At 64.4% G+C, this 15,813-nt stretch carries 16 protein-coding genes; 7 read left to right on the top strand and 9 right to left on the bottom strand.

The window, feature by feature from the left end:
* Window positions 1–38: 38 nt before the first annotated feature.
* The 3 genes from ACTJKX_RS15670 to ACTJKX_RS15660 all read right to left on the bottom strand — a co-directional run bounded on the left by ACTJKX_RS15670 (window position 39) and on the right by ACTJKX_RS15660 (window position 2,651).
* A complete protein-coding gene (locus tag ACTJKX_RS15670; RefSeq protein WP_440725820.1) occupies window positions 39–848 on the bottom strand; it encodes an AraC family ligand binding domain-containing protein in 810 nt (269 codons plus the stop codon).
* 9 nt (window positions 849–857) lie between these two features.
* Entirely contained in the window at window positions 858–1,448 is a 591-nt protein-coding gene (locus ACTJKX_RS15665; protein WP_311938586.1) for a nucleoside 2-deoxyribosyltransferase, read from the bottom strand.
* A gap of 198 nt (window positions 1,449–1,646) precedes the next feature.
* Window positions 1,647–2,651, bottom strand: a complete 1,005-nt coding sequence (locus ACTJKX_RS15660; protein WP_311938584.1) for a 2-hydroxyacid dehydrogenase — start codon at window positions 2,649–2,651, stop codon at window positions 1,647–1,649.
* A 151-nt stretch (window positions 2,652–2,802) separates the two neighbouring features.
* Here ACTJKX_RS15660 and ACTJKX_RS15655 point away from each other — a divergent pair, with 151 nt between their 5' ends.
* The 3 genes from ACTJKX_RS15655 to ACTJKX_RS15645 all read left to right on the top strand — a co-directional run bounded on the left by ACTJKX_RS15655 (window position 2,803) and on the right by ACTJKX_RS15645 (window position 4,937).
* Window positions 2,803–3,522, top strand: coding sequence for an SH3 domain-containing protein (locus tag ACTJKX_RS15655; RefSeq protein ID WP_311938582.1), 720 nt, complete (start codon window positions 2,803–2,805; stop codon window positions 3,520–3,522).
* Between the two features lie 10 nt (window positions 3,523–3,532).
* Window positions 3,533–4,138 (top strand): hypothetical protein, encoded by a 606-nt coding sequence (locus tag ACTJKX_RS15650; protein WP_440725819.1) that lies wholly within the window; start codon window positions 3,533–3,535, stop codon window positions 4,136–4,138.
* A 277-nt stretch (window positions 4,139–4,415) separates the two neighbouring features.
* Window positions 4,416–4,937: a YegJ family protein gene (locus ACTJKX_RS15645; RefSeq protein WP_367625522.1), complete on the top strand. Its 522-nt coding sequence runs from the start codon at window positions 4,416–4,418 to the stop codon at window positions 4,935–4,937.
* Between the two features lie 42 nt (window positions 4,938–4,979).
* Here the strand turns inward: ACTJKX_RS15645 and ACTJKX_RS15640 are convergent, their stop codons facing one another.
* Window positions 4,980–5,894: an alpha/beta hydrolase family protein gene (locus ACTJKX_RS15640; protein ID WP_440725818.1), complete on the bottom strand. Its 915-nt coding sequence runs from the start codon at window positions 5,892–5,894 to the stop codon at window positions 4,980–4,982.
* A gap of 84 nt (window positions 5,895–5,978) precedes the next feature.
* Here ACTJKX_RS15640 and ACTJKX_RS15635 point away from each other — a divergent pair, with 84 nt between their 5' ends.
* Window positions 5,979–6,584 (top strand): TetR/AcrR family transcriptional regulator, encoded by a 606-nt coding sequence (locus ACTJKX_RS15635; protein ID WP_440725817.1) that lies wholly within the window; start codon window positions 5,979–5,981, stop codon window positions 6,582–6,584.
* Between the two features lie 293 nt (window positions 6,585–6,877).
* Here ACTJKX_RS15635 and rtcR read toward each other — a convergent pair whose 3' ends face one another.
* A complete protein-coding gene (gene rtcR, locus ACTJKX_RS15630; protein WP_440725816.1) occupies window positions 6,878–8,473 on the bottom strand; it encodes an RNA repair transcriptional activator RtcR in 1,596 nt (531 codons plus the stop codon).
* A gap of 304 nt (window positions 8,474–8,777) precedes the next feature.
* Here rtcR and ACTJKX_RS15625 point away from each other — a divergent pair, with 304 nt between their 5' ends.
* Window positions 8,778–10,334: a vWA domain-containing protein gene (locus ACTJKX_RS15625; RefSeq protein WP_440725815.1), complete on the top strand. Its 1,557-nt coding sequence runs from the start codon at window positions 8,778–8,780 to the stop codon at window positions 10,332–10,334.
* A gap of 1,500 nt (window positions 10,335–11,834) precedes the next feature.
* On the opposite strand, the gene ACTJKX_RS15620 is transcribed toward ACTJKX_RS15625, so the two are convergent.
* Entirely contained in the window at window positions 11,835–12,302 is a 468-nt protein-coding gene (locus ACTJKX_RS15620) for a MarR family winged helix-turn-helix transcriptional regulator (RefSeq protein ID WP_440725814.1), read from the bottom strand.
* 53 nt (window positions 12,303–12,355) lie between these two features.
* Between ACTJKX_RS15620 and ACTJKX_RS15615 the strand changes: the two genes are divergently transcribed.
* A complete protein-coding gene (locus tag ACTJKX_RS15615) occupies window positions 12,356–12,781 on the top strand; it encodes a DUF1772 domain-containing protein (protein ID WP_440725946.1) in 426 nt (141 codons plus the stop codon).
* A 73-nt stretch (window positions 12,782–12,854) separates the two neighbouring features.
* Here ACTJKX_RS15615 and ACTJKX_RS15610 read toward each other — a convergent pair whose 3' ends face one another.
* A complete protein-coding gene (locus tag ACTJKX_RS15610) occupies window positions 12,855–13,772 on the bottom strand; it encodes a LysR substrate-binding domain-containing protein (RefSeq protein WP_440725813.1) in 918 nt (305 codons plus the stop codon).
* Between the two features lie 94 nt (window positions 13,773–13,866).
* Here ACTJKX_RS15610 and ACTJKX_RS15605 point away from each other — a divergent pair, with 94 nt between their 5' ends.
* Entirely contained in the window at window positions 13,867–14,124 is a 258-nt protein-coding gene (locus tag ACTJKX_RS15605) for a hypothetical protein (protein ID WP_311938567.1), read from the top strand.
* Window positions 14,125–14,293: 169 nt separating this feature from the next.
* Here the strand turns inward: ACTJKX_RS15605 and ACTJKX_RS15600 are convergent, their stop codons facing one another.
* Both ACTJKX_RS15600 and ACTJKX_RS15595 read right to left on the bottom strand, forming a co-directional pair.
* Window positions 14,294–14,770 carry a VOC family protein gene (locus ACTJKX_RS15600; RefSeq protein WP_440725812.1) on the bottom strand — a complete coding sequence of 159 codons (477 nt, stop codon included), beginning with the start codon at window positions 14,768–14,770 and terminating at the stop codon, window positions 14,294–14,296.
* A gap of 99 nt (window positions 14,771–14,869) precedes the next feature.
* A complete protein-coding gene (locus ACTJKX_RS15595) occupies window positions 14,870–15,760 on the bottom strand; it encodes a LysR family transcriptional regulator (protein ID WP_440725811.1) in 891 nt (296 codons plus the stop codon).
* Window positions 15,761–15,813: the final 53 nt, after the last annotated feature.

Raw genomic sequence — 15,813 nt, 5'->3', positions numbered from 1 at the left:
ATCCGTCTTGAACACAATTGCAGCGAGCGAAGCCCGGTTCAGGAGACCCGTGCCGCCGCATAGGCACCAGGCGAAATGCCGTAGCTGCGCACGAACAGCCGTGTCATGTGGCTCTGGTCGGCAAAGCCGCCCGCCGCAGCGGCTTCGGCGAGCGCCATGCCTCCCGCAATATGGCGTCGCGACAGTTGCAGCCGGCGTTGCATCACATAGGCATATGCCGTCATGCCGGTTGCACGGGCGAAGCCGCGCACCACCTGGAAGCGGCTCAGGCCCGTCATCCCGGCCAGATCAGAGAGGCTTACGGGCGCGATTGGATCGCTGTCGATATGTTCGCGGGCAAGCCCGATGGCGGGAAGGATGGCGGAACGCTCCGCGGCCGCCCCCGGAATATGTGCCAGCAACATCAGCAAGGCCTCCTCGCGGCGGAGGCCGTCGACATCTGTCGCATCCCCGGTAAGGCTTTGGAACAGGCTGGCGAAGAGGCCGGCGACCCGGCTGTCACGCACCACCGGCTCGGCGATCTCGAAGGTTGCGCTCCCGCCTTCACGTATATCCCCGATCGCCTCTCGCATCAGGGCTGGATCGAAATAGAGCATGCGCCAGGCCCGGCCGTGATCGCCGATGGGGCTGCCATCATGCACCTCGCCGGGATTGACCGTGATGACGTCTCCTGCGCCAGCCTCGACCGGACCGCGCCCGCTGGCTGACTTCTGGCTGCCGCGATCAATCAGCCCGATGCCATATTGGTCATGCATGTGACGCGGAAAATGATGGCTGCTTTCGGCCATCACCGCATCCATTCCGGGCAGGCGGCCCCGCCATGCGACGAACTGGCCTCGCCTGCCCATGTCGATCGCCTATGACGAAGAAGACGGCTTGCCGTCCCGGAGCAGCCGCCCGGCGGCGATTTCGAGGCATTCCTCGAAGGCGGCAAGATCCTCGAAGAGCCGGCCTGGCGCCGCCGTACGCGTGACGAAGGCGCCGCCGCGTGCCTCGATGCCACCGTCGAGCATCAGGTTCTCGGCCATGTCGAAATCCTCGACCGCCAGGCCATCCGAGCCGCGCGGCCGGCCCTGCGCATCATCGGCGATCCGGCCGTCGTAATAGATCTGCAGCCGCTCGAAATGCGATTGGGCCACATTGGAGAAGGCGAAGGCGGGGCAGCCGCGGGCGCACATGAAGCCAAGCTCATAGACCGTGCCGGTATCGGCGGCGATGCCGCGGAAGGGCGTGAGATTGGCGATGATGGCATCGGCACTCAGCATCAGCCTTTCATTGACGGCGCTGATGGCGAGGCCGAAATCGCGCTTGGTCGGCTGCGCCGGGATTTCCAGGTCGCCGGGCGAGACCGGGATAAAACCATGGCGCCGGGTGAGCTCGATCTTGGCGTCGAGCACCTCGCGGGCGTTGGGCAGGAAGACTTCGGGGCCGGCCAGATAAACGCGCATTGGGGGGTGCCCTTTTTTACCGATCTACATAAGTCCGACCTGTCATTCCCGGCCGAGCACAGCGAGGGGAAGGGAATTCAGGAGCGGCGGGACGCATTCGTGCCCCTGGATTCCCTTCCCGCTGCCTTCGGCAGCGCCGGGAATGACAGCGCCCCAACTCGCATGCATGGGTCGATCTGGAGATCGACCCACCTGGTTTCACAGCATCTCCGGCAGGACCTTGTCCGGCGGACTATGCCCGTCCATAAAGGCACGGATATTGACGATGACCTTCTCGCCCATGTCGGTTCGGCCTTCGATGGTGGCCGAGCCCATATGCGGCAGCAGCACCACGCGCCCGCTCTTGGCGAGCTTGACCAGGCGGGGATTGACCGCCGGTTCATGCTCGAACACATCGAGCCCGGCGCCGGCGATCTCGCCGGCATCGAGCATCTTGGCAAGCGTGGTTTCGTCGATCACCTCGCCGCGCGCCGTGTTGATCACCAGGGCCTCGCGCTTGAGCAGCTTCAGCCGCCGGGCCGAGAGCAGGTGATAGGTCGCCGGCGTGTGCGGACAATTGACCGAGATGATGTCCATGCGGGCCAGCATCTGGTCGAGTGAATCCCAATAGGTCGCCTCCAGCTCGGCCTCGACGGCGGGGTCGACATGATGGCGATTGTGGTAATGCACCTGCAGGCCGAAGGCCTTGGCCCGGCGCGCCAGGGCCTGGCCGATGCGGCCCATGCCGATGATGCCGAGGCGCTTGCCGGTGATGCGGCGCCCGAGCATCCAGGTCGGCGACCAGCCGGGCCAGGCATTGTCACCTTCGGGAATCACCCTGGCCCCCTCGGTCACGCGCCGGGCCACGGCGAGAATCAGCGCCATGGTCATGTCGGCGGTGTCCTCGGTGAGGACACGGGGCGTATTCGTCACGGTGATCTTGCGGGCGACCGCCGCCTCGACGTCGATATTGTCGACGCCATTGCCGAAATTGGCGATCAGCTTGAGGTTGCTGCCGGCCGCCTCGATCAAGGCCTTGTCGACGCGATCATTGATGGTGGGCACCAGCACGTCGGCCGTCTTCACCGCTTCGATCAGGGCCTCCTGCGACATCTTCTCGTCGGTCAGGTTCAGTTGCGCGTCGAACAGTTCGCGCATGCGGGTTTCCACGCTGTCCGGCAGGCGGCGCGTGACCACGACCCGCGGTTTTTTTCGTAACGACATGCCGACCTCCCGCAAACTTTAAGACGGCGTTCACCGCCCTCAGACAAACTGCGCCGATAAGCCCGCAGCCCATCACTGTCCTTCCTCTAACAGACAGGCAGGCGCAGCAACAGAGAGAGGTTGCGGGCGAGTGTGTGCGTCGAGGTCCGGCATGTCCCATTACGAAGAAGAAGCGCCCCGTTTGAGTCCCATTGCCAAGATCGGTTTTGCCGGTGCCTTCTGCGCCCTCATCGTCGCCGGCGGGGTCTACTATCTTCACCACAAGCGGCTGAAGCAGCCGACGGGTGCGGCGAGCGATGGCATCAGCGCCGATACGCTGGCCGATCCCACCGTGGCCGCCTTCATCGCCGGCGCAGGCAAGGCCGCCATCCCGGACAAGCCTGCCGATGACGTCACCGGTTCGCTGCCGGACCCCAAGGCCGGCAAGGACCAGCTCGGCCCGGTCTCCGGACTGCCGATGCCTCGCTTCGTCAGCCTGAAGCCCGACAGGGTGAATGTGCGCCAGGGCCCCTCGCGCGACCAGACCGTGTCCTTCATCTACCAGAAGTCCAACCTGCCGGTGGAAGTGATCGCCGAATTCGAGAACTGGCGGCGCATCCGCGACGCCGACGGCTCCGAAGGCTGGGTGCTGCAGAACCTGCTCTCGGGCAAGCGCACGGCGCTGATCGCGCCCTGGTCCAAGCAGCAGACGCTGCCGCTCCATGCCACCGCCGACGCCAAGGCGACGGCTGTCGCCATGCTGCAGCCCGGCGTGCAAGCCTCGATCAAGAATTGCGCCTCGAACTGGTGCCGTATCCAGGGCGAGGGCTTCGACGGCTGGATCCAGGAAAGCAATCTGTGGGGCGCCTATCCCGGCGAAGCGATCGACTGAGACGGAGCCTGTGCCCCGCCTTCGCCTGATGATCAGCGGGATCGCCTCCCGCGAACAAGCCGGCATGGCGGTCGCGGCGGGTGCCGATGCCATCGGGCTCGACCCCACCGCCTTTCCGCAGGCGGGTCCGGAAGGCAGCGAAATGCTGGCGGCGATCGCGCTCGGCCTGCCGCCGGCGGTCACGCCGGTCCTGATCACGCCCGCGCTGACGGCCGGCACCGTGGCACAGCAGGTCGACGCCTCGGCGGCGCTCGCCGTTCGCCTGGCCAGGCCCATCGCCGCCGGCGAATATCCCGGCCTCAAGCGCATCATCCGTGGCCGCAAGATCATCCAGTCCATCGATCCTGGAGGCACGGATGCCGAGGTCTTGGTGGAGGCCTATGCCTCCCTCGCCGATGCCCTGCATCTGCATGTCGGCAGCGGGGATGATCTGAGCGCCTGCCGGCGCATGATCGAACTGGCTGGCCTGCCCTGCTTTCTCGGGCTGACGGAGCCCGCGCTCCTACCGGCCGCCGCCGCGCTGCGGCCTTACGCCATCGATCTCCAACTCACTGGCGTGGGCAATTTCGATGCCCCGGCCTTGGGCCGTTTCACAGCAATGCTGGCGGCCTTCTGAGGCCAAGTTTCAAAGATAGTGCGTCACCACGGCCTGGTTTCCCGGGATCGCAGGCGTCCTCNGGAAACGACGCGGCTCAAGGTGCAGGCGAGGACGCCTGCGATCCCGGGAAGTTCACCCCCGTTGCGATCCAGCCAGTCCTGCCGCTACGATGGCGCTAAAGCGTTTTACGATTTGACGGAATCGCCTCGAATCGCAAAGACGCGTCGGAACGAAGAGCTAGAGAAAATAGGCGTTCATGCCTGAACGCGTTTTGCTCTAGCAATCGGAGCCGCCGATGACGAGAGCCCTCCTCCTCGCCCTGACGAGCCTGGCCTTTCTGGGCCTGTCCGCGGCCAGTGCCGAAACCGTGACCCAGAAGGCCGGCCGCGACGCGACCTTCAAGGCCAGGGACGACGATCCTGCCATGAAGGCCGCCTTCGCCAAGGCCCAGGACAGTCTGCCCGATTTCATCGACGCCCTGGACGGCAAGGTCAGCGGCGCCAGCGGCTTTGTCGTAAAGGTGCCGATCGTACAGGGCACACAGACCGAATATTTCTGGCTCAACGAGGTCAGCCATCGGGGTGACCGCTTTACCGGCAAGGTCAACAACCGCCCGGAACTGGTGGGCAATGTGGCGTTCGGCCAGCAGCTCACCTTCCTCAGGAGCCGGATCCGGGACTGGGGCTATTATCGCGACGGCAAGCTGCAGGGCAATTTCACCACCTGCGTCCTGTTGGCCAAGGAGGACCCGCGCGAGGCCCAGGAACTGAAGGACCAGATCGGCCTGGCCTGCGAGGGCGCCGCCTCGCCGCAATAGGCGCCGGTTTCTGCCGCTGGGGCGACACTGACAGATCCCGACTCATTCCGCCGTCTCGAAACGGCGGTGCGGCCAGGGGTTCACCCCGTCCCTCAGCCAGGCGAGCGTATCCTGCCAGAAACCGGCCCGGTGCCGGTCATGGAACAGGCTGAAATGACCGATCTCGGCCAAGTCGTAGTCCTGCGGCTTCAGGCGCACCGCGGTCGCCGAGCTCGATCGGTAATAGGCCAGCGCACGCCGGATGGCTGGCACCGTGCCGAACTCGTCGTCGGACATGGTCACCGCCAGGATCGGTGCGGAGACGGCGGCAAAACGCGCGAGGATCTCCGCCCGCTCCCGGCGCGGATGGCTGCTCTCGGCATGCCTGCCGCGGAAACTCCATTCCAGGGCGACACCGGCCGGCAGGTCCTCCAGCCAGCCCAGCCGCCGGCCCGGGAAATAGCCGAATATCGCCGTAAACAGGGGCATGAGCACATGCCAGCGCCAGACCAGCCCGAGGCGACGACTGCGCGCATAATCGGGCCAGTAGGCATATTGGGCGCCGACGGTCAGCATGCGGTCGATCCAGTGGGCGTTGCCGGCAAGTCCCGGCAGGAAACCACCGATGCTATGACCGACCACGAAGAGGGCCCCGTCGGGCCGGCGCTGTCGGGCAAAGCCCAGCACGGCCTCGAAATCGCGCGTTCCCCACTCGCTCCAGCGATAGCCGCAGCGCCTCAGATTCGCCGGGCGTGACAGGCCGATGCCGCGATAGTCATAGGTAATGGCATCGAAACCCTGCTCGGCGAGGAAACGGGCATAGCGGTGATAATAGCGGGCAAGCACACCTGTCGCGGCATTGATGACGACCGTGCCCGCTCCCCCTCCGCCTTCCGCCGGCCAGAGATGCCCGGCGAGAACGACTCCATCCCCGCAGGTGATCTCGACCGGCGCGGCCGGTGTCATGTCCATCGCCATCGACAGTCCTCACTCCGCATGAAGGGATAGCATGCCCGGCGGCAACGACTATACTCACTTGTCAGTATACATTGAGGGCAAGCCATGTCCGAGCCTGCGACCACCACGCGCGAGCGTATCGTTTCGGCGGCAGCGCGCCTGTTCTACGACAAGGGCATCCGCAATGTCGGCGTCGACGCGGTTGCTGCCAAGGCCGGCGTCACCAAGCGTACGCTCTATTATCATTTCACCAGCAAGGACGACCTGATCGCCGCCTATCTGGCCGCCCGCGACCAGCCCAACCTCGCCCTGTTCCGGCGCTGGTTCGGGGAGGCGCAGGGAGATATCGCGGCCAAGGTCGAGGCGATCTTCCGCAACCTCGCCGTGGCAGCCCGCCATCCGCGCTGGAAGGGTTGTGGCTTCCTGCGCACCGCCGCCGAACTTGCCGACCTGCCGGGGCACCCCGCCATCAAGATCGGAGCTGCCCATAAGAAGAGCTTCGAAGCCTGGCTGCGGCTCGAACTGGAAAATGGAGGGCTCGGCGACGCGGCCCTGCTGGCTCGGCAGGTCGTGCTGCTGCTCGACGGCAGCTTTGCCGTCGTCCTGCTGCATCGCGACCCCGACTATATGGAGGCTGCCGGCAAGGCGGCCGCCACGCTGATCACCGCCGCTCTCGCAAGCAGAACCCGGCGCGCGCGCCCAGCGGCCTAGAGTGTTTTCCAGAAAAGTTGACAGACTTTTCGATTAAGAAAACGCGTAAAAACAAAAAGATAGAGCTTTTTTGCGATTCAACGAAAAGCAAAAAAGCTCTAGCACGACAGTCGCGTTTTTCACGCGAAGGGATTTGGAGTGTCAGCCTCCTGGCTGACAGAAGCGCTTGCCGGTAAACGGGATGTCAGCCAGGAGGCTGACACTCCGCATATCCGACATTCCTTTTTGCAACCGCAGTTCCGGAATTTAATAGCCAGCAAATAAGTACTTTGCTTGCCGGATGGCAGCGGCACTCAGCCCTGCCTCACCGCCTCCCAATCCAGCTCGAAGCGCGCCAGATATTTGCGCAGGCGATCGGCATCGTTCGAGCTGGCCTTGGCTTGGCGCGATGCCGCGAACAGCACCCGTCCGGCCGCACTGAGGGACGAACTGGCGCGGCAAACACGGATCACCTCGGCCAGCTGCACCTGGTCGAAACGGTCGATGCCGGCAACACGCTCCTCGCCGAGGAAATCGGCCAGCAGCCGGTCCGCGCCCTCGACGTCGCCGGCTCGCCAGTGCCTGACGAGGCGGGCGATTTCCTCGGCAACCCCATCCTCGGTGATGCGCCCGCCCGGAGCCAGGGTCGCCATGCGGGTGACTGAAGCGGAGAGATCGCGGAAATTGGCGGTCCAGCGCGCTTCCGGCGCGGTGGCGAAGGTGAGGTAGCGGGCACGGGCCTCGCGGTTGAAGGCGATGTTTTCCCCCTCGCGCTCGGCATAGCGGGTGAGCTCGAAGTCGAGATTGGGCTCGATGTCCTCGCGGCGCGCGGCCAGGCCCGGCAATTCGAAAGTCCACAGGTTGAGGCGCGCCAGCAGGTCCTCGCGGAACTTGCCCGAACGCACATCCACCGACAGGTCGCGATTGGTGCCGGCGATCAGCTGGAAATCGCTGGCCGCCTCCTTGTCGGCGCCGACCGGCAGAAAGCGCTTCTCCTCGATAGCCCGGAGGATCATGGCCTGCTCGTCGAGGCCGAGCTCGCCGATCTCGTCCATGAACAGCAATCCGCCATCGGCCGCCCGCAGGAGCCCGGCCCTGTCGGTCTGAGCGCCGGTGAAGGCACCGCGGACATGGCCGAACAGGGCCGACATCGTATGGTCGCCGCGCAAGGTCGCGCAGTTGACCTCGACGAAATCGCCCGTGAGCTGGCGCCGCGCCTGCTTGAGCTCGAAGATGCGGCGGGCCAGCAGCGACTTGCCGGCCCCGGTCGGCCCGGTCAGCAGCACCGGCGCGCGGGAGCGCATCGCCACCCGCTCGATCTGGTCGATCATGGCATTGAAGGCGGTGTTGCGGGTCGGAATGCCGGATTTGAGGAAGGAGGTCGCCTCATGCGTCTCCGCCCTGAAACGGCTGGCGATGGCATCGTAGCGCGAGAGATCGAGATCCACGATCGAATAGGAACCGGCAACGCCTTCGCCCTGGCGCTTGGGCGGCGAAAGCTGAATCAGTTTGCCGGGCACGTAATGGGCCTCGGTCAAGAGGAACCAGCAGATCTGGGCGACATGGGTGCCGGTGGTGATGTTGACGAGATAATCCTCTTCCTCGACATCGAAGGGATAGGCCCTGGCGAAATCGTAGAGGGCGCCATAGACCTCCTGGAAATCCCAGGCATCGGCGAGATTCATGATGTGCCTGACCACTTGCGTGCCCGGCGAGATCACCGCGATGTCGCCCACGATCCGCTCGGCCAGCGACGTCGCCCTGATGTCGTGGATCAGTTCGAGGCGGTCGATCGGCAGATCGCCCTGCTGGCAGAGCGCCACGGTCGGCCGCCAGCGCTCCCAACGCTTGTCGCGCTTGCCACTGTCGAGGCTGACGCCGAGAAAACCGATGGCAACACGCTTTTTCATAGAGACTCCCCTGGGATCGCAGGCTTCCAGCCTGCTCTTGGAAACGCAGTGTTTTCAGGAAAGAGCAGGCTGGAAGCCTGCGATCCCAGGAACGACCCATCGCCCCGCAACCTATATCATGGGATATTTTATTATCGAAAAATATAAATTCTGAACTCAAGTCTTCCGTTCAAGAAATTCCCACCAGGCTCGCTGGAGTTTTTTTACCGTTCAAAATCAACATCTTATAAAATAATTTCACACACACCCTCAACCTGGCACGCTCCCTGCAATCAGATCCCCGTAACAAACGAGGATGATTGCCATGGCAAATAAGTCGCTGTTTGCCTCCTTTGTGGGGAAGATGCTGCCGAAGACCAATGCCGCCAACAAGCACGGTGCCCCGGCCTATGAGTTCACCCCGCGCCACGCGCTGGCCCAGCTCGCCGTCACCGGCACGCTGAACCGCACCTTCTATGCGAGCGCCACGGCGCAGCTCGACGAGACGCTCAAGGTGGTCTGCGAGGTGGAGAGCGCGTTCATCGCCAAGGCGGCGATCTATGCCCGCCAGCGCGGCCACATGAAGGATATGCCGGCCTTGCTGCTCGCCTATCTCTCCATGCTGCAGACGGGCGATTTTGCCAAGGCGTTCCCGCGCGTGGTCGATAATGGCAAGATGCTGCGCAATTTCGTGCAGGTCATGCGTTCGGGCGCTGTCGGCCGTAAGTCCCTGGGGACCCGGCCGAAGAAGCTGGTCCAGGCCTGGCTCGAGACCGCCTCGGACATCGAGATCATGCGCGCCAGCGTCGGCAACGCGCCCTCGCTCGCGGATGTGATCAAGATGGTCCACCCCAAGCCCGCCGACAAGGCGCGCGAGGCGCTCTATGCCTGGTTGATCGGGCGGCCCTATGAGGTGACGGCTTTGCCGGAGATCGCCCGGGCGTTCGAGGCCTTCAAGCAGGATCCGACGCTGCCGGTACCGGCGGTGCCGTTCCAGATGCTGACGGCGCTGCCGCTCACCCGGCAGCACTGGGCAGCCATCGCCGACAAGGCCGGCTGGCAGATGCTGCGGATGAATCTCGCCACCTTCGCGCGCCACGGCGTGTTCGAGGTGGAGGGTTTCGCCGAGAAGCTTGCCGCGCGGCTTGCCGACCGCGAGGCCATCAAGCGGGCACGGGTGTTCCCGTATCAACTGATGATGGCCTATGCGCAGGCCGGGCAGGACATCCCGCCCGTCGTGCGCGAGGCGCTGCACGATGCGATGGAAACCGCGGTCGCCAACGTGCCCGCGATCGAGGGCCGCGTGGTCGTCTGCCCGGACGTGTCGGGTTCGATGTCCTCGCCGGTCACCGGCTATCGTCCGGGCGCGACCACGCAGGTGCGCTGCATCGACGTGGCCGGCCTGGTGGCGGCTTCGGTGCTCCGGGCCAATCCGTCGGCCCGGGTGATCCCGTTCGAGCAGACCGTGGTCCGCGTGGACCTCGAGCCGCGCGACACGGTGATGACCAATGCCCGCAAGCTCGCCTCCATCGGTGGTGGCGGCACAAACTGCTCGGCGCCGCTGGAGAAGCTGGCGAACGAGAAGGCCAAGGTGGATCTGGTGATCTTCGTCTCGGACAACCAGTCCTGGATCGATGCGCGCCGGGGCGGCGAGGCCACGCAGATGATGAAGCAGTGGGAGCGGGCGAAGACCAGCAATCCCGGTGCCAAGCTCGTCTGCCTGGACATCCAGCCCTACACGACCACCCAGGCGCAGGAGCGTGCCGATGTGATGAACATCGGCGGCTTCTCGGATGCGGTGTTCGACACCATCGCGGCCTTCACCAAGGGCGAGATGGGCGCCGAGCATTGGGTCGACGAGATCGAGAAGATCGAGCTCTGATACGACACGATTTCCAGCCGGCGGCTTCATGCTGCCGGCCGGAACCAAAGCCGCAGCGAATGCCTGGGGAATTACAGCTTCAGGTGATCGTTGGCCCCCGGCCCTCTCGCCGCAAGACCAGAGGTGACCGGAACAGGCGCGATGCCGTCTCGACCGCTTAGGCGGGCAAGGCGGCCGTCATTTCCCACAGCCTTGTCGCTGCGGCCTATTCATTGAAGGTTTTTCAGACGCCACGGCAAATGCCGACGGAACTACAGACTGCGAATCCCGGGGTTGCGGGTTCAAATCCCGCTGTAGCGCAAGCTGCATAGCTCAATCGGTTAGAGCACGGACCGCCGCAAGGCGGTAACGTTTCGTCATTCTTGTTGCCGTGGCGCTTATCATCAGGAGATTTCATACGGACACGGCGAATGCCGATGGAACTACAGCCTTCACGCTCCAGGTCGCGGGTTCAATTCCCGCCAGGCCGCAAGGCCTGTAGCTCAGTGGATAGAGCAGGATGTTTCGTCACTCTCGTCGCCGTGGCTCGATCATGGCTCTTTGCAATCAGCGGCGAATGCCGGCGGGACTACAGGTTAGAGCGCCCTTTCATCCGAAGGGGAGGTCGGCGTTTTCGATGGCGCCCCGCGCAAGCGGTAGCTCAGCAATCGTCCCCCTCGAACCTCGTCGCCGCACTCGACTGAAAGGAATTTCGACACGTCACGGCGAATGCCGATGGGAATACAGCAACACCGGGGCGCTGCAGCGGCGAACTGCACCCGACTCACCGTTATCGGGAGCCCGTTCTCATCACCTTCGTCGCCGTGGCCCTTTGACGACACCGAGCAGAGCGGCGAATGCCGATGGAACTACATGGTCCTCCTGGTTCGAACCCAGAGCCTTGCGCCAGGCCGAAAGGTCCCGCGCGGGTGTAGAAGTTTCATCACCTTTCGTCGCCGCGCCTGCCCGACCTGATTTGGAACGTTGCGGCGAATGCCGGCGGAACTACATGGCTATTCCCCACGTGATGCGGGTTCGAGTCCCGTCGGGTCCACCAAAAGGGCGTGTCGTCGGTTATGGTTTGGAGTCTGATGAGGTCAAAAATGGCTAGATGGGAGGAGCTAGCGCTGCCAAGACTTCCGTCTTGGCAAGCGAAGCGACGCTGCAGATGGCCATTTTTCACCTCACCGCCTTCAGCGGCGGAGCGCTTTTGACCGATGAGCACGTCGGGTATCGTAGCAAGCCGAAAGGCTTGCGTCCTCACCCTCCTTCTCCTCGGTCAAAATCGCTCCGTCAAACCCGAAACCATAACCGACGACACGCCCTTTGGGCCCGTAGCTCAATGGTAGAGCATATGTTTCGCCATCCTTGTCGCCGCAGCGTTCCAGTTTTCATTCCGGCGAATGCCGGCAGGGCTTTCATCATGATTAGGCGCGAGCCACCGGCCTGAAAAGTCGGGGATCGTCCGGAAACGGACATCGGATGCCTGCCACTTCTCGTCACCGTCCCGTGGCCCCTCCGCTACTCCGGATCGGCCTCCACCTCCAGCCGGCGGCGCAGGGTTTCGATCAGACGCAGGCAGGCCGCCACATCCTCGGCCGCCAATCCCTGCGCAAGAGTGTCCACCCAAGGTTTCTGCAGTTGGTTCGCGGCTTCATAGGCAGCCCTCCCCTTTGCCGTCATCACCACCAATTTGGCCCGGCGATGATGGGGATTGTCGCGGAAGGCGAGAATGTCCTCGTCCGCCAGTTCGTTGACGATACGCTGCACGCCCTGTCGGTTGAGCCCCATGGAACGGGCAAGATGGGCCACGGGCTGCGGGGTACCGGCCAGCGCAATGGCGCCCAGCACCTGCCAGCGCGCACTGCTCAGGCCCAGCCCGGCCACCAGCCGGTCGCCGGCCGCGAGCAGGCGTCCGTTCAGGCGGAAGACTTCGAGGATGAGGGCCGTGACGCCTTCGCCGACCAGGGCGGGATCCGATACATTCATTGACAATATATATCCAATTCGACAACATATTGTCAAATTGGAGCAGATCCATGCTGATCGATCAGATTGCCCTCATCCTCGCAGCCCTCTTCGCCGGCGCAGCCTTCTATATCAACATCGCCGAGCAGCCGGCGCGGCTCGCCCTCGACGACGCCTCCCTACTGGCGCAATGGAAACCGAGCTATGCGCGCGGCCTTGCCATGCAGGCCAGCCTCGCCGTTGCCTCCGGTCTTGCCGGCATCGCCGCCGCCTGGCTCGCCGGCAGTTGGCTCTGGCTGGTAGGGGCGGTGCTGATGCTGGCGAACTGGCCCTATACGCTCTTGGGCATCATGCCGACCAACCGGCTCCTGGAGGCAACGCCGAACGATGAGGCGGGCGCGCAGACGCGCCGGCTCATCCTGCGCTGGGGCTGGCTGCACGCCGTCCGCACCGCTCTCGGCGCAGCGGCGACGCTGGCCTATCTCGGCGCCTCGCTATAGCGTTTTGCGATTTGATGGAGTCGTCTGGAATCGCAAAGACGCGTCGAAACAAAGGGCAAGAGCAAAAAAGAGTTCAGTCCTGAACACGCTTTGCTCCAGGAGGCCCGGCCCCGACATCGGCCAGCTCCGCTCGCAGCCAGGTCTCGAAAGCCTTTACCTTGGCTGAAGGCTTGCGCCGCGCCGAACTCACCAGCCAATAGGCCAAGCCGGTTTGAACCGGGCGCGGGAAAGGCGCGACCAGGCGCCCGTCGCGCAGCGCATCCTGGGCCAGGGTCTGCCAACCGATCGAGACGCCCTGGCCGGCGATCGCGGCATCCAGGCAGAGCGCCGCATCCGAAAAGGCCGGACCGGCCGCGAGCGACAGATCCGCCTTGCCATAGGCGGCCAACCAGATCGGCCAGCTCTCGGGCGAATTATAGTCGATGATGGCCGGCAACCTGACCAGGTCCTCGATGTCCCGAATACCAGCCGCAAGTGCGGGCGAGCAGAGCGGGAACAGGCTCTGATCCATGAGATAATCGGCCCGCACGCCCGGCCAGGGCCCGGCGCCGACGCGCACGCCGACATCGACGTCCGAGGTATCGAAATCCACCCGCTCGACCGAGGCATCGATGCGCAGCTGCAGGCCCGGATGCGCCTCATGGAAGCGATGCAGGCGCGGCACCAGCCATTTGGCGGCGAGAACCGGCGCGACCGTCACCGTCAGCACATGCTCGGCCCGGGCCTCGGCCGTGGTCAATGCCTGCGAGATCTCCCGGAAACCGCGGGTGAGGCCCGCGAGCAGGGACTGACCGAGCGGTGTCGGCACGAGCCCCTTCGGCCCGCGCGTGAAGATCGGCCGGCCCAATCGCTGCTCGGCCTTGAGCACCTGCTGGCTGACGGCGCCCACGGTGACGCCAAGCTCTTCGGCGGCCTTCGCCATCGAGCCCAGGCGTCCGGCAGCCTCGACCGCGCGCAAGGCGCCAAGCTGATATCGCAGCAGGCTTTCCATATAGTTTTTCTATAGCATGCCCGCGCAAAACTCCATTTCTTTTCCGCCCCCTTTATCGGAGATTCGGCAGCAGGAATTCAAGGATATCGTCAACATGCTGACTGCCAGGATACTCAAGACCCTTAAGCAGCACTGGACACACAAGCCGCTGACGCCAGCCCGCAGCCTGGAGCCGCTCGACCATCCCAGCCTGCAGGCCATGTCCCTGCGGGAACTGGCCGATTTGCCGCTGGAGCCGCCACCGGCACCCAGCCATGTTGCAGGTGTTGCAGCCTCCAATCCAGGCAAGGCGGCCGCGTGCCGGACACCTTCGCACCAGCCCATGCGGGGAACCGCAATCGCCGCCCGCTAACACCAGATCTCCAAGGCGCTGACCGGCACGGCGAGTTCAGGACTACCCCTGGGATCGCCAGCATCCTGCTGGCTTTTTCGCCCGCACAGGCCGCCCCTCCAAGAGTCAGCAAGATGCTGGCGGTCCCAGGAAACGTTACCGTCATGCAACCTGAGTTATGCACCTGGTCTCACACCCCTTTATAGGCCTTCTGCAGCGCCGCGATGTCGAACTTGATCGCCCCGAGCACGGCGGCCATGACGCGCTGAGCCTTGGCCTGGTCGGGATCGGCCAGCAGCGTGGGCAGGATCGAGGGCACGATCTGCCAGTGCACGCCATAGCGGTCCTTGAGCCAGCCGCAATGGATCAGTTCGCCCTTCTCGCCCAGCGTCGCCCACAGCCGGTCGATCTCGGCCTGGTCGGCGCAGTCGATGTGGAAGGAGACGGCGTGATTATAGTCGCATTTTTCGCCGCCATTGAGGGCGAGATAGCTCTCGCCCGCCAAGGTAAAGCGGACCATCAGCACCGTGCCGGCCTTGCCGCCCGGACCATCGGCGACGTTGCGCTGCACATGGTCGATGCGCGAATCCGGCAGCAGCGACACATAGAAATTGGCGGCCTCCTCGGCCTCTCCCGCAAACCACAGGCACGGCGAAATCTTGGACATGACGTTCTCCTCTGAGGCCTCATCGCGGCCTGATGCCCCAAGGACGAGGGAGGGTCGGCCAATCCGACAATGTCGCGAATTTAACTGCCGACTTCATGCTCATACGCCGGTGAGCCGGGCCTGCATGAAGTCCACGAAGACGCGAACCTTCGGCGAGAGATGCCGGTTGGACGGCCAGATCATGTTGAAGTTTCGCGGCCCGCCGACGTGATCCGGCAGCACGGTCCGCAATGTTCCGGCCTCGACGGCATCGCGCACCAGGAAGTCCGGCATGACGCCGATGCCGAGCCCGCCGAGCGTGGCGCCGCGCATGGCTTCCATATTGTTGCAGGTGAAGATGATGCGCGTGCGCGGTTCGGGCTCGTCCGGTGGCAGGATCAAGGGCCATTCCAGCATCCTGCCGCTGTTGAGGAAGCGGTAGCGAATGGCAAGGTGACCGTCGAGATCGCGCAGCTTCAGCGGCGTGCCGTGACGCTCGAGATAGGCCGGCGAAGCGAACAACATCTGGCGGAAAGAGCAGAACACCCGCGACATCAGCCGGGAATCCGGCAGATCGCCGCTGCGGATGGCGACATCGACCCCTTCCTCCACCAGGTCGACCAACCGGTCGTTGAAATCGAAGTCGAGCTCGATCTCCGGATAGAGCGCTGTGAACTCCGGCATCAGGGGCATGAGGATGTGGTAGGTGACGACCGGCGTCGACACCCGCAGCCGTCCCCGCGGAGCGTCGCGCGAACCCGCCACGATGGCCCAGGCGTCGTCGAGATCGTCGAGGATGCGGCGACAGCGTTCGTGGAACAGGCGCCCTTCCTCGGTGAGGCGGATGGTGCGGGTGGTGCGCTGGAACAGCCGGACGCCGAGATCCTGCTCCAGCTTGCCGACCGACTTGCCGACGGCCGAGGCAGAAAGGCCGAGCACCCGTCCGGCTGCGGCGAAACTGCCAAGGTCCGCCGTGCGCACGAAGGCCGTGAGATTGCCGCTCCTGTCCATAGGCCCTCCGCGAGACCGTCCCGTCGGGAAGGTCCGGTAAATCTCTTCGCCAT

The organism is Labrys sp. 22185 (assembly GCF_052045555.1).
Lineage (GTDB): Bacteria > Pseudomonadota > Alphaproteobacteria > Rhizobiales > Labraceae > Labrys > Labrys neptuniae.
The sequence above is the reverse complement of the archived record's forward strand: the minus strand, read 5'-3'. Positions and strand labels throughout refer to the sequence as shown.